The organism is Empedobacter stercoris, from assembly GCF_025244765.1.
Lineage (GTDB): Bacteria > Bacteroidota > Bacteroidia > Flavobacteriales > Weeksellaceae > Empedobacter > Empedobacter stercoris.
On sequence record NZ_CP104209.1, the window covers coordinates 666,972 to 681,250 of the forward strand.

The 14,279-nt window shown below is 31.9% G+C and carries 15 protein-coding genes; 6 read left to right on the forward strand and 9 right to left on the reverse strand.

Annotated elements, in window-relative coordinates:
• The first annotated feature begins 60 nt into the window (after positions 1-60).
• Entirely contained in the window at positions 61-1,002 is a 942-nt protein-coding gene (locus NZD85_RS03055) for an MBL fold metallo-hydrolase (RefSeq protein ID WP_260543362.1), read from the forward strand.
• A 150-nt stretch (positions 1,003-1,152) separates the two neighbouring features.
• Positions 1,153-1,587, forward strand: a complete 435-nt coding sequence (locus NZD85_RS03060) for a hypothetical protein (protein WP_260543363.1) — start codon at positions 1,153-1,155, stop codon at positions 1,585-1,587.
• A gap of 135 nt (positions 1,588-1,722) precedes the next feature.
• Here the strand turns inward: NZD85_RS03060 and NZD85_RS03065 are convergent, their stop codons facing one another.
• The 6 genes from NZD85_RS03065 to NZD85_RS03090 form a co-directional block, all read right to left on the reverse strand.
• Entirely contained in the window at positions 1,723-2,535 is an 813-nt protein-coding gene (locus NZD85_RS03065; protein ID WP_260543364.1) for a purine-nucleoside phosphorylase, read from the reverse strand.
• Positions 2,519-3,559 carry a tetraacyldisaccharide 4'-kinase gene (gene lpxK, locus NZD85_RS03070; RefSeq protein WP_171621741.1) on the reverse strand — a complete coding sequence of 347 codons (1,041 nt, stop codon included), beginning with the start codon at positions 3,557-3,559 and terminating at the stop codon, positions 2,519-2,521. Before lpxK ends, NZD85_RS03065 begins: the two co-directional genes overlap by 17 nt.
• 112 nt (positions 3,560-3,671) lie before the next feature.
• Complete coding sequence (locus tag NZD85_RS03075; protein WP_171621740.1) at positions 3,672-4,289, reverse strand: DUF4230 domain-containing protein; 618 nt, start codon at positions 4,287-4,289, stop codon at positions 3,672-3,674.
• Entirely contained in the window at positions 4,282-4,833 is a 552-nt protein-coding gene (locus tag NZD85_RS03080; RefSeq protein ID WP_260543366.1) for a TlpA family protein disulfide reductase, read from the reverse strand. The genes NZD85_RS03075 and NZD85_RS03080 overlap by 8 nt, the downstream gene beginning before the upstream one ends.
• A 36-nt stretch (positions 4,834-4,869) precedes the next feature.
• Entirely contained in the window at positions 4,870-6,027 is a 1,158-nt protein-coding gene (locus NZD85_RS03085; RefSeq protein WP_260543368.1) for a M14 family zinc carboxypeptidase, read from the reverse strand.
• 41 nt (positions 6,028-6,068) lie between these two features.
• Positions 6,069-7,193, reverse strand: coding sequence for a GNAT family N-acetyltransferase (locus NZD85_RS03090; RefSeq protein WP_260544544.1), 1,125 nt, complete (start codon positions 7,191-7,193; stop codon positions 6,069-6,071).
• Positions 7,194-7,396: 203 nt separating this feature from the next.
• Here NZD85_RS03090 and NZD85_RS03095 point away from each other — a divergent pair, with 203 nt between their 5' ends.
• Positions 7,397-8,086 carry a zinc metallopeptidase gene (locus tag NZD85_RS03095; RefSeq protein WP_260543370.1) on the forward strand — a complete coding sequence of 230 codons (690 nt, stop codon included), beginning with the start codon at positions 7,397-7,399 and terminating at the stop codon, positions 8,084-8,086.
• 60 nt (positions 8,087-8,146) lie between these two features.
• On the opposite strand, the gene NZD85_RS03100 is transcribed toward NZD85_RS03095, so the two are convergent.
• The 3 genes from NZD85_RS03100 to NZD85_RS03110 all read right to left on the reverse strand — a co-directional run bounded on the left by NZD85_RS03100 (position 8,147) and on the right by NZD85_RS03110 (position 11,733).
• On the reverse strand, positions 8,147-9,922 hold the full coding sequence (locus tag NZD85_RS03100) for an AMP-dependent synthetase/ligase (RefSeq protein ID WP_260543371.1): 1,776 nt from the start codon (positions 9,920-9,922) through the stop codon (positions 8,147-8,149).
• A 121-nt stretch (positions 9,923-10,043) separates the two neighbouring features.
• The gene (locus tag NZD85_RS03105; protein ID WP_171621734.1) at positions 10,044-10,280 is read right to left on the reverse strand and encodes a hypothetical protein; all 237 of its coding nucleotides are present in this window, start codon (positions 10,278-10,280) and stop codon (positions 10,044-10,046) included.
• Position 10,281: 1 nt separating this feature from the next.
• Positions 10,282-11,733: an MATE family efflux transporter gene (locus tag NZD85_RS03110; RefSeq protein ID WP_260543372.1), complete on the reverse strand. Its 1,452-nt coding sequence runs from the start codon at positions 11,731-11,733 to the stop codon at positions 10,282-10,284.
• A 136-nt stretch (positions 11,734-11,869) separates the two neighbouring features.
• On the opposite strand from NZD85_RS03110, the gene NZD85_RS03115 reads away from it, so the two are divergent.
• The 3 genes from NZD85_RS03115 to NZD85_RS03125 are packed head-to-tail and all read left to right on the forward strand — an operon-like array spanning position 11,870 to position 14,251.
• Complete coding sequence (locus NZD85_RS03115; protein ID WP_171621732.1) at positions 11,870-12,835, forward strand: NAD(P)H-dependent flavin oxidoreductase; 966 nt, start codon at positions 11,870-11,872, stop codon at positions 12,833-12,835.
• Positions 12,836-12,843: 8 nt separating this feature from the next.
• Positions 12,844-13,713, forward strand: a complete 870-nt coding sequence (locus NZD85_RS03120) for an acyl-CoA thioesterase (RefSeq protein ID WP_171621731.1) — start codon at positions 12,844-12,846, stop codon at positions 13,711-13,713.
• A 10-nt stretch (positions 13,714-13,723) separates the two neighbouring features.
• Positions 13,724-14,251: an NADPH-dependent FMN reductase gene (locus NZD85_RS03125; RefSeq protein WP_260543373.1), complete on the forward strand. Its 528-nt coding sequence runs from the start codon at positions 13,724-13,726 to the stop codon at positions 14,249-14,251.
• The last annotated feature ends 28 nt before the right edge of the window (positions 14,252-14,279 follow it).

The following is a 14,279-nucleotide window of genomic DNA, read 5'->3' on the forward strand; positions in this document are numbered from 1 at the left end:
ATTCGTATTATCTCTCATAATCATTGTATCGTTTGTATTTTTGTTCAAAATATCATTTAAATGAAAAAATATCTTTTAAGCATTGGTTTAGGAATTTCGATGATCTCTTTGGCTCAAAATATTCAAATTGTACCGCTTGGCGTTTATGGAGGAAGTAATGAAAGTAATCTTTCTTCTTATTTAATAGGAGAAGAATCGACGAACGACTACTTGGCTTTAGATGCAGGAACGATTTATGCTGGAATCAATAAATCAATAGAAAAAGGCACTTTTGAGGAAGAAATTGGAAATGTTCTAAAAAATTATATCAAAGGATATTTTATTTCGCATGGACATTTGGATCATCTTTCTGGAATGATTATTAATTCTCCTGAAGACTCGAAAAAACCTATTTATGGTACTTCGGAAATGATTGATGTCTTGAAAAATAAATACTTTACAAATGATGCGTGGGCAAATTTTGCAAATGAAGGAGAGGCTCCAATTTTAAATAAATATACGTACAATTATGCCAAAATAGGCACTCCATTTAATATAGAAAATACAAATCTCACTGGAACGATTTACGAATTGAGTCATGTCAATCCATTAAAAAGTGCTGCTATTTTAGTTGAAAATGATTCGAATGCCGTTTTATATTTTGGCGATACTGGAGCTGATCGTATAGAAGGAACAACAAATTTACAGACGATTTGGAAAGCTATATCACCAAAAATAAAATCGGGTAAATTGAACACTTTGATGTTAGAGGTTTCTTTCCCTAATTCGCAACCAGAAAATTTATTATTTGGTCATTTAACACCAAAATTAATCAACGAAGAATTAGGAGTATTAGCGAAAATCGTTGGAAAAAATAAATTGAAAGGGTTAAACATCATCGTTACGCATATTAAACCAAAAGGAGATTATGAACAAAAAATAAAAGAAGAATTACTACAAGATAATCCTTATATGATTCATTATATTTTTCCTCAACAAGGTGAGAGAATTATTTTAAAATAAATAACTATTACTTTATTTATTATTTAAAGACATAATAATTTTTAAGTATTTATTTTTGTCGGTCAATTTTTATCATTTTGATAAAATAGCACTATTGTTCTTTCATTAATTGATTTGGCTATTCTACATTTGAATAAACCAAAAGAAAAAATGACCACGCAAATAGGAGAAATTTTATTGATCGACAATCAACAATATATTATAGCCGAACAACCGTTACACCATTATTTTAAAAATTTAAAACATCCTCCCTATTTTACACCTCCGTCTTCAACATGTTGGAGAGGTTATTATGGAAAATGGGAATTACGAAATGATAAATTATTCTTAATCAATTTTAAAGGATATTTAGATGGGTTAGATGAAGTTGAGCTGGACTATTTGTTTCCAAAAAGTGAAGAAGTTTTTGCCATTTGGTATTCTGGTATTATTAAAATTCCGCAAGGAAAATTATTGGAATTTAACCAATTAACGCACACCTCAATTTATGAAGAAGATTTGATGTTGTGTTTTGAAAATGGAAAACTAATCGATTATATCGTCCATAGTAATTGCACAAATTCTGAACGAGAAGTTGAGATCTAATCGATTGACTGCTTCACAAACTTGTCGGTGGATTCGTCTTGTTATTTGACCATATTATTCTTTCGAATTCACCGATTATTACCAAATAAAAAAGCCAACTTAAAGTTGGCTTTTTTATCTTATTTTCGTTGAAAATTAACAATTTTCGATAACACTTTTTACCACTTTAATTACATTCGGCATAGCATTGTTCGCTGCATTTAAGACATCTTCATGCGAAACATCAAACGAAATTTCTGGTCCACCTAAATCTGTAATTACAGAAACGCAGAACACACGCATATCCATGTGGCGAGCAACAATTACTTCTGGAACAGTACTCATTCCAACACAATCTCCACCGATAAAACGTACCAATCCATATTCTGATGGTGTTTCGAAAGTTGGCCCTTGTAATCCGACATAAACACCTTGATGAACTAAAATATCATTTGCTTTAGCAAACTCTACCGCTTCGTTCAACATTTCTTTGTCATACGCTTTAGACATGTCTACAAAACGTGGTCCTAATTCGTCGATATTTTTTCCACGTAAAGGATGTTCTGGCATCATGTTGATATGATCTTTTACAATTAAAATATCTCCTACTTGGAAATTTGGATTAACACCTCCTGAAGCATTTGATAAAATAACTTTGTTAATTCCTAATCCGTTAAAAACACGCATTGGAAAAGTAACTTCTTCCATCGAATACCCTTCGTAATAATGAAAACGACCAGCCATCATCAAAACTTTTTTACCCAAAATAGTTCCGTATACTAAATGACCTTTGTGTCCTTCTACTGTTACTTGAGGAAAGTTTGGAATATCCTTGTAGTTAATTACAACTTTATTTTCTACTTCGTCTTCTAATTTTCCTAAACCAGATCCTAATACAATTACAAATTCTGGTTGACCTGGCAATAAATTATTGATGTACTTTATAGCCTCATTAATTCTTTCCAACATACTCTAAAATAGTTTGATTAAATTTTTCTTTATCGTTAATTTCGATACGAATCGGAATATAATATAAATCGTCTTTTATCATGGATTCTTCCATCAAACGCATAAAATCTTTCTCCGTTGTCATGATAATTTTATCAAAACGTTTTCTTCCTTCCGTATCTTCGTATCGTTTGTAAATATACTCAATTTCTGATTGACTAAAATTATGATGATCTGGATATTCTAAATGCAATACATTGGCAAAATTTTCTTCTGCAAATTTCACTAAACCATCAGTTTTTGCGATTCCAGTAACCAAAATAACATTTAGATTTTTCCAAGTTGATTTCTCTACATCATCTAATCTTCCTATCAATTTGTTATCATAAACAATTTTCGAGAAAAATAATTGTTGATGGGATTTCAACTTAATTCGTTTCGAAATTTCTTTGTGTTTTTCTTCCGAAATTCGATCAGGACATTTTGTTACAATTACAATATCAGCACGACGAACTCCACTTCCACTCTCTCTCAAATCACCAGCTGGCAACAAAAAATCTTTGTAATATGGGTTATTAAAATCTGTCAACATAATGTTGAAACCAGCTTTTATTGCGCGATGTTGATACGCATCATCCAACAAAATCACTTCTGATTTGTAATGATCTATTAATTTATGAGCTCCAAAAACTCTTTCTTCACAAACAGCAATCAAGATTCTGTTCTTGAAACGTTGAAAAAACTGCATCGGTTCATCTCCAATATCATAAACCTTAGAAGAATAATTTGCAATTAAAAAACCTTTTGTTTTTCGACCATAACCTCTACTCAATGTTGCAGTTAATTTCTCGTCTTTCAACAAATCAATCAAATACATGATATGAGGTGACTTCCCTGTTCCTCCTACAGACAAATTTCCGACATTAATAATGGGAATATTGAATGATGTAGAACGCATCATTCCAATGTTGTAAAACAGATTTCGAACCGAAGTTCCTATCCAATATAAACCAGAAAATGGAAGTAAAAATCTACGCCAATTCATTTTTATTTTTAATATTAAGCGAAAATACTATTTTTAATTCTAAAATAAGAAACTCTTCATTTCTTTATTCAGCTAAAAAAACCTATTCTTTCGAACAGGTTTTTAATTATTTTTAATCGTATAATTTATTCAATTCGTTTGCATAACTCGTTTTATCTTCTATTGTCCAACCATAGGTTTTAGCCAAGAAGTACAAATCGCCAAGATTTTGAATTAATTGTTGATGTGCTTCTTTTTTTAGTTTCGATTTATCGACAGTTTTCTCAACATGCTCTACCGCACGCTTCTTAATCCCGTTCAAATCATCTTTACTAAATTTATTAAAAACACTTTGATCCATATCATAAAAACTGACATCAGGATACACTTTTATTTCAACTGCTGGAATTGATTTGATTATAATTTTCTTATTTACCGAATCTAATTCAACATCCATTTTTTTTAAATCATAGGTTGCTTGTGCTTTTGCTTTCACTAAAAGTGTTACTTTTTTATCCGACGAAAAAATATCTGTAAAACCAGGTACTGATTTTTTTGATGTATGATTGTATAAATCTGAATAAGTTTGTTCAGCAACAATCATTTTATTCATTCGTTCGATTTGATAAGCTATGACATGCGATTGTTCGGAATAATCTTCTGTTTTAAATTTATCCATGATGAAATACGTAATCATCACGCCAAAAACAAAAGCTACAACGACAAGAATTATTTTTTTTAAATTACTCATTTGTATAATTTGGTGTCAACGGCGTACCATTCACAATCTGTGCCAAATCCTCTTCTAAATATCCAGAAACAGGAGATTCAACAATTCTTCCAACTTCTTCTTTTTTATTATTATAAACGATAATTGTCGGAACACGAATTATATTTTTATTGATTTCTTCTCCATTAAAACTTTTCTTTTGACGGTTAACACCAATCACTTTCAAACGGTTTTGAGAAAATTTAATATCATCTAATATTTTATACAGACGAGGCAATTCGCGACGAGAATCTGGGCACCAAGTTCCTACAAAAACTTCGATACGATAGTTTCTCAAACCTTTCAATGCTCTTAGTTTACTTTTTTCAACTTCGTAAGAATCGTACTCTTGGTTGTACCAACCTTTAAAATCAGCTTCTTCTAAAGCTTCTCTGTTAAATTCTCCTGTCAACATTTTTGTTCCGTTTTCTGAAGTAATTACGCGATTCGTCACTTTTTTCTGAGCAAAAGTTTGCGTCGAAAATCCTAACATTACTACAAGTGCAATTGCCAATATTTTTTTCATTTTATTTTTAGTTTTAGGTTTTAAATGTATAAATAATTAGTCAATCAATCGACCATTTTTGAACTTAATTGAACCAATTTCGAAAGTTGCTAATTGATTTAATATGGGATAATTCTTCTGTACTCCTTTATAAATTTGCTTCTTCGCATCAATTTCAAGATGCCCGATGAATTTTCTTAAATCGCCAATCTCAACAATTTTAGCCATTTGATCAACCGTATTATTTTCTTCGTTGTATTCATCTTCAAAATAAATTCCCAAATCAACAAATGAAAACTTATCTTCATTTTTAAGTTGAACATTACGAATTAATATATCCAAGTATTTTTGTCCATTTTGAGGAATTGATAAATAGTTATCAAACGGAAATTTATCCTGCGTTGCCAACGCATTTAAGCCAGCTAAAATTGCTAACGCATTATATTTTCTCGTCGTATTTCGTTGATAATCATTTGCGAAATGACCTGCTTCAAACAACACGCAAGGATACCCCATTTTCGTAAAATTATCACCTGTCGACATTGGATAAAACTCCGAAGTATAACGACCTACTTGCCCCGGTATCACTTGTTGCAATGCTGTATTCATGGATTGAATGATACCCATCGTTTTTTCACGAACTTCGTTTACATCTTCCTCAACATTATACGAAGGTGCCAAAAAAGAAAGCGTTGCAGGTTTCGCTGTTTGACCAACATTAAAAATGGTACGTTGATCATGTAAATTAAACAAAGTTTGGTAATTTCCTTTCACTACTTGATCTAACAAAATATGAATTTCAGTCGATTGTTTAGCTAAAAAATCACGGTTAATATCAATTCCAACTGCATTTCGACGTGTATTGACATTAGCACCATCTGGATTTAACATTGGAATAAAATCAATTGTCAGTTGAGACAAAATAGTTTGAGCCAATTCTGATTTTTGTTCAAAAAAATTAATTACATCAAACATTGCACGAGTTCCTGAGGATTCGTTTCCGTGCATTTGAGACCAAATTAATAAACGTTTTTCTCCAGTTCCGAAACTTAATTTATAAATTTCATTTCCTAAAAATGATGTTCCTATTTGTTCTTTTTGAGACGATTTTAGTGAAAAATAATTCTTTAAATCTTCAAAATTTAACCATTTCAAATCAAAACCTTCTTGTTTAAAAGTCGAATACTCTTGATCTAATTGCTGAATATCAAACATGCTTATTTACCTTATTCGTGTTAAATTCTACGTTATATATTTTATTGAATTGATTTTCTAAACGTTTTTCGACGTTTGTGATTTACTGGATTATAAGATTTCCATAACACTTGAATACTTTCGTTGTCGGCCAATTCTGGATTTGTTTCCAAAAACTTGATTCCGTTACGTTTGAAAGTATCAAACATTGCATTAAAAATTAATGCTGTTACGCCTTTACCTTGAAATTTAGGATCAATTCCAATTAAGTAGAATTGCGCAGAATCGTTGTTTTTACTCGCACGCATTAGATGCCACCAACCAAAAGGCAAGATTTTGCCTTTCGCTTTTTGCATCGCTTTTGAATATGATGGCATCGTTATCGCAAACGAAACCATTTTTCCATTTTCATCCACAATACAATTTACAAAATCTGGATTGATAAACGGAATATATTTCTTTTTGTAATATTCTATTTGGTAATCTGCAATCGGAACGTAGGTGTCTAATTCACTGTATGTTTTGTCCAACAAATCGAACATTTCATCAACATAAGGAAGAATTTTAGAAGTTTTAGTGAACTTCAATTCTTTTAATTTGTAACGTTCACGAATGATTTTATTAAATTTAATGACCTTTTCTGGTAATTCTGTTGGCGCAGGTAATTCATATTCTACCCATTCATTTGCCATTTCAAAATCTAATGCTTCTAAATGTTGCGAATAGTATGAATAATTATATAAACCTACCATTGTTGCTAATTTATCAAATCCCATCGTCAGCATTCCTGCTTTCTCTAAATTTGAAAATCCAACTGGTCCTTCTATATATTCTAATTTATTTTCTTTTCCAATTTCCTCAATTTTGGCTAAAAGTGTTTTTGTCACTTCGATATCATCAATCATATCAAACCAACCAAAACGCATTTTACGTTTATGTTGTTTATTTACTTCTTGCCAATTGATAATTGCAGCCACACGCCCCACAATCTTCCCTTCTTTTTCAGCAAGAAAATAACGTGCTTCAGCATCCTTAAAAACTGGATTTTTAGAAACATCTAATGTTTCCTTCTCCTCGTTAATAAAGGGCGGAACGTAATATTGATTATCCTTATACAAATGCATTGGAAACTTAATAAAAGCCTCCAAATCCTGTTTAGATTGTACTTCTTTAATACGAATGCTCATAGCTCGCAAAGATACTAAGTTTTGTAATTTCAATAGAATGTTTTTTAACTAAAATGTCAGTTTTCCATCTTCAATTTATATGATTTTATGCATAAATCTACCAAAAAGCCAACAATTCTATTATTTTTGTCTTTATTCACTTATTGGAATACTTTTTGAATTTTAAACAACGATTAAAAATTAAAAAAATAAAATAAAAATAGATGACAGGTTATTACATTATTATTGGACTATTTATGCTAATTAGTTGGTTTGTTAGCAACCGACTACAAAGTAAATTTAAGCATTATTCGAAAGTACATTTGGCAAACGGAATGTCTGGAAGAGAGATTGCAGAAAAAATGCTATCTGACAATAACATCCACGATGTTCGTGTGATTTCGACTCCAGGACAATTAACAGACCATTATAATCCAATGGATAAAACAGTTAATTTATCTGAAGTAGTTTATCATGAACGCAATGCAGCAGCTGCAGCTGTTGCAGCACACGAAGTTGGACATGCTGTTCAACATGCTGTTGGATACAGTATGTTACAATTCCGTTCAAAAATGGTTCCAATGGTAAATTTAGCATCTCGATTAAATCAATGGATTTTGATGTTAGGTATAATTGTAATGGCATCTTCTAAAAATGCCACTTTATTATGGATTGGGATTTTCTTATTTGCCGTAACAACTGTTTTCGCTTTTGTAACGTTACCAGTAGAATATGATGCTTCGAACCGAGCTTTGGCTTGGTTAAAAGGGACTAATATGGTTATGCCAAACGAATATGAAGGTGCAAAAGACTCGTTAAAATGGGCCGCAAGAACATATGTTGTTGCTGCAATTGGTTCTTTAGCGCAATTACTTTATTTCGTGATGATGGCGATGGGTGGTCGAAAAGAATAAATTTTATAACTATTCATAAAAAAAACTCAACTAATATTTAGTTGAGTTTTTTTATGAAATCTATTTCTTGTCGTATAATTTATTGTATAACTCTTGATATTTAGCTAAAACATTTTTTCGTTTTAATTTTAATGTTGGTGTTAACAATCCATCATCAATTGTCCATTCTTCTGGTGTTAATTCGAACTTTTTGATTTGTTCCCAATGCCCTAAACCTTTGTTATTTTTATCGATTTCACGACTAAGAATATCTAAAATTGCAGGTTCTTTTATTATTGCAGAATTAGAATCAGGTACAGCAATTCCTTTGATATTCAAATAATCTTTTAATACTTGGAAGTTAGGTTGAATAATTGCACAAGGCATTTTCTCTCCTTCTCCAACAACCATTACCTGTTCGATAAAACGAGATTGTTTTAATTTATTTTCAATGATTTGAGGAGCGATATATTTTCCTCCAGAAGTTTTAAACATCTCTTTTTTACGATCTGTAATTTTTAATAAACCTCTTTCTAAAACACCTATATCACCAGTTTTAAAATAACCATCTGGGGTAAAAGCCTCAGCTGTTTTTTCGGGATCTTTGTAATAACCTTGCGTCACATTTGGTCCTTTTACTAAGATTTCACCATCTTCAGCAATTTTCACTTCAACACCTTTTAATGGCGCTCCAACAGTTCCAATTCCAAAACCTTCTTTTTTCATGCAGTTCACCGAAATTACAGGAGAGGTTTCCGTTAAGCCATAACCTTCTAAAATTGGAATTCCAGCACCCCAAAAAATATGATTTAGACGAGATGCTAAAGGCGCAGAACCAGAGACCATGCATACTAAATTACCCCCAACTCCTTCTTTCCATTTGCTAAACACTAAACTTTTGGCAATAGAATGTTTTAGGCCAAATAATCCTCCTTTTGGATTGTACGGATCATAATCTTCTACAAGACTTAAAGCCCACATAAAAATCTTTGTCTTAAGCCCCCCAGCAGATGCTCCAGTATTATAAATCTTATCGTAAACTTTCTCTACTAAACGAGGAACTACAGTCATGACATGAGGTTTTACCTCTTTCATATTCTCACCTAATTTATCAATGCTTTCAGCATACCAAATTCCTATACTCAAATGTTGGTACAAATAAATTAACATTCGTTCAAAAACATGATTAATCGGAAGAAAACTTAAAGCAATTGCTTGATTTGGAAATACTGGGATACGATCAACAGACATTAACACATTTGAAACAATATTTTCGTGTGTTAAGACCACTCCTTTTGGACGTCCTGTTGTTCCTGAAGTATAAATTAAGGTAGCAACTTCAGAAGGTTTAATGATTTCCTTGATACTATCGACTTCGTGTTGAGTAGAATTATCTTCGCCCAAATCTAAAATTTCTCTAAAATTGGGAACTCCATTAATTTCATCAAAACTATAAATCCCAACTAACGTTGAAACCTTCTCTTTTACCGCAGACACAGTATCGTATAAATTTTTGTCGGAAACAATGACGAACTTACATTCGGCATTATTTAATATATAATCAAAATCATCTTCTGAAAGTGTAGGATAAAGCGGAACAGAAATAGCACCAACTTGTTGTATACCGATGTCACAAATATTCCATTCGGTACGGTTAGTAGTAGTTACAATTGCTATTTTATCTTGTGGTTTTATTCCTAATTGTAATAATCCTCGACTAAATGCATTGGCTTTAGCAAGATATTCCTGCGTTGAGGTTTTCACCCAAGCTCCGTTTACTTTGGACACTAATGCATCTTCTCGAGGATTATTTTCTAATTGATTTTGCGGAAAATCAAATAATCGTTTTATTTCCATGGTTTTGAATAATTTTCTTAGTTGCAAAATATGAATAAAAAAAATAGTATGCAAGCATAAAAAAATATTTTAGTGTATTTCGTACACTAATAAAAACTATGGTTTTTTATTAAAAAAAGACTTATTCTTCTTCATCTAAAAAAGACATTTCTTGATCATAAAAATCTAAAGCGTCTTCAATAAGATTTGCAACTTCTGTGTTAAATTCTTCATTATCTTCTTCTTCAGAAATATCTTCAAACCACTCGATATCGTCTGTTTCAACATCTAATAAAAAGCGTGGATATTCTGTATGTAGAATAAAGATTTTCTCTGGCATTGTTGAATTATCTGCCAATAAAAATTTTGGTAATTCCATGTTATATATTATTTAATTTATCTTCTAAAATTAGTTCAGAATTAGGATTTTCCCTAATCATTTTTTTGGTTTGACGATTATATCGAATCATTAAAAATATTGCTGATGCTGTTAGGCCTGTCCCCAAACCAATCCACATCCCGAAAGCTCTCATTTCGAATACAATTGCTAACACTACACCTATCGGAATTGCAATTAACCAATATGAAATAAAGGTCAATATTGAAGGGATTTTAACATCCGTCATTCCTCGCAAAGCTCCTAACAATACCAATTGTACTCCATCTGACATCTGGAAAAGAGAGGCTATAATTAATAACGAAGCAGCCATATTTATGACTTCTGGATTATCTAAATAAATGGTTGGCAGTTGATAACGAAAAACAATAAATAAAATTCCACAGAATATCATAAAAGTTAACACCATCAAAATACAAGACCAGCCAGCTTCTCGTAAGGTTTTATAATCCTTTAATCCCAATTGATTTCCAATTCTAACAGTTGCCGCCACTCCAATTCCAGTACACATCATAAATGTCGTCGAAGCAAGGTTTATTGCAATTTGATGCGCAGCCAAATTTACTTTTGCCAGTTCTTGATCAGCAATAGAATTTGTAAACGTATATCCACAAACAAAAGCTGCCAAAGAGAACGCACTCATTTCAAAAAATGAAGTCAAGGCAGTTGGAATACCAATTCCTGCAATTTTTCGAAAAATAACTTTCTTAAAATTACTTGTTTTGAACTGAACTTCTTGTAGTACTGCTTTTGTTTTCTTAAAATTAAGTAATACAACAACCAAGAAAATCATCATCACCAAACGAGCAACAAATGTTCCCCAAGCTGCACCAGCAACTTCTAAACGAGGAAATCCCCAATTCCCATAAATCCATCCATAGTTTAACGCAATATTGATAACATTACTCAAAACAGTTGCAATAGTTACAGGGACAGTCAAAGATAAGCCTTCAGATAATTGACGAAACGTTTGGAAAACCATCAAAGGAATCATAGAAAACGTCATGATCGTTAAATATGGAATACATTTTTCGACTACATCTTCTGGTTGTCCCATGTGATACATTAATGGTTTTAAGAACGTAATCAATAAGAATAAGCCAATCGATAAAGTAACATTTAAAACAAAACTATGCGAAAAATAACTTGCTGCCATTTTTTTATCTCCTTTCGAATCTTCTGCGGCTATCAAAGGTGACAAAGCAAAACTAAATCCAAAGGCAAATACTAATACAGCAAAAAACAATGAATTTCCTAACGATGCTGCAGCTAAAGCTGTTTTTCCTAAAACTTCATCCTCAATATTATCGTATTTTCCACCTAAACCTCCCACCATAATATTATCTATAATGTTGACAGAAATCTGCCCCATTTGAGTAATCATTACTGGAAATGCTAATTTTATATTACGTCTTAAATGTTCTTTTAACTCCAATGTATTATTTATTTTCGTTTGCAAAGATACATTAAATGATTTGCTTCTACATTTAGAAATTGTGAAGGAATTTTTATTTTCCTAAAATTAATTTATACTTATATTGCAGATGTAACCACATTAGAAAATTTTAAAAATGACTTTACACGAATTTAAAAATAGTTTAGACCTACCCTTAATTACATCACCAATGTTCTTAGTTTCAAGAACAGAATTAGTTGTAGAAGCTTGTAAAAATGGTGTTTGTGGAACATTTCCTTCTCTCAATGGAAGGACTGCCGAAGATTTCGAGCAAATGTTAATTGATATCACTACTCAATTAAAACAATTTGAAGATGAAACGGGAAAAAAAACAGCTCCATTTGGCGTTAATTTAATTGTTAATAAAACGAATCCAAGATTAGAAACTGACTTATCTTTGTGTGCAAAATATAGAGTACCACTTATTATTACTTCGCTTGGTGCTGTAAAACAAGTTGTAGACGCTGTACATAGCTATGGTGGTTTGGTTTTTCATGATGTAATCAAAAAACGTCATGCAGAAAAAGCTGCTGAAGCGGGGGTTGATGGAATAATTGCAGTTGCTTCGGGTGCCGGCGGTCATGCAGGTACAGCTAATCCTTTTGCTTTGATTGATGATATTCGAACATTTTACGATGGTTGCTTGATTTTAGCAGGTGCTATGAACGATGGAAATGATATCTTAGCAGCTGAAAATATGGGAGCTGACTTTGCGTATATTGGAACTCGATTTATCGCTACAAAAGAAGCTTATGCTGAAGAAGATTATAAAAAAATGTTAGTCGATTCTACTTTTGAAGACGTGCTATATACGGATGGAATTTCTGGCGTAAATGCTAATTTTTTGAAACCAAGTATTATTCATTCTGGAATTGATTTAGACGAAAAGAAAGAAGAAGATTTTTCTAAACTAATCGGCGGTGACGGACATAAAGCATGGAAAGACATTTGGTCAGCTGGTCATGGTGTTTCAGGAATTCACGATGTTATTTCGACAGCAGAATTAATCACTAGAATGAAAAAAGAATATAAAACTGCATTGGAACAAAATATGCAGAAATTAAATAATTTGAAATTTTAAACTTTATAATGAAAACGACTCAAGAACTCATCGAATTGATTTCACTCAAAAAATTAGAAACAAATCTATTCGAAGGGAAAAGTTCTTTTATGGGAAGTCCAAACGTTTTTGGAGGTCAAGTCGTAAGCCAAGCGTTACATGCCGCTTATCAAACTGTACCTTCAGATCGTTTTTGTCATTCCCTTCACTCTTATTTTATTTTACCAGGAGATTTAGAAAAACTAATCTATTTTGAAGTTGCAAATCTTCGCGATGGAGGAAGCTTTAGTACACGTGTTGTCACAGCAAAACAAGACAATGTTCCGATTTTTGTGATGGCATGTTCTTTTCAATTAAAACAAGAAGGTTACGAACATCAAGATGAGATGCCTGTTGTCACACCACCTGAAGAATTGATGAGTTGGAATGATGTTGCAGAACAATTTGGATCAATTTTACCCAAATCAATTATGCGATTTGTTTTAGCTGAGCGACCATTAGATTTCAAACCAGTTGAATTAATGAATCCTTTCGAAAAGAAAGACTATCCGAATAAAAGTAATGTTTGGTTAACATTTAATGATGTGCCTGATAATTTACCTTTGCCGATTGTACACCAATTAATGGCATATAGTTCGGATTATAATTTACTTTCGACTGCCATAAAACCACATGCATCCAAAGCTCATTTCGGGAATACACAAATGGCAAGCTTAGATCATTCGATTTGGTTTCATCGCGAACCAAATTTACAAGATTGGATTTTAGTCAATGTAACTTCTCCGAGTGCTGTAGACACAAGAGGTTTTACGAGAGGAAATCTTTTCAATCGATCTGGAGAATTGATTTGTAGTGTTGCACAAGAAGGCTTGATGCGACCAATTATAAAAGATAAATAACAATAACACTATGATAATTAAAGCTTTTGCAGGAAGTAATAGTTCAACATCTATTAACAAACAATTGGTAACCTATGCTTCATCTTTGTTGAATGAACATGAAATTGAAATTTTAGATTTAGATGATTACAATATTCCAACTTTTGATATTGACATCGAAAAAAACGAAGGCTTCTCTGATGAAGTCAAAAGATTCTATTCAAAATTAGTCGATTCAGATATTCTTATCATTTCATTAGCAGAACACAACGCAAGTTTTTCAGCTGTTTTTAAAAGTTATATGGATTGGTGTTCTCGTATCAATTACAAATTTCTCGAAGGTAAAAAACTATTTGTTATGAGCACTTCTCCAGGTGGATATGGAGGAAAAAATGCTTTGGAGGCAGGATCTAAATTATTAACAAAACTTGGAGGAACCATCTTAATTGATTTTTCTTTACCAAAATTTGACGAAAATTTTTCGGACGGAAAAATCTCAAACGAAGAATTAAATAACGAGTTAATGAAAAAGGTAAATGAATTTAAAAATAAAATTTAAGTTATTTATCATTTCCTAACATAGGTCA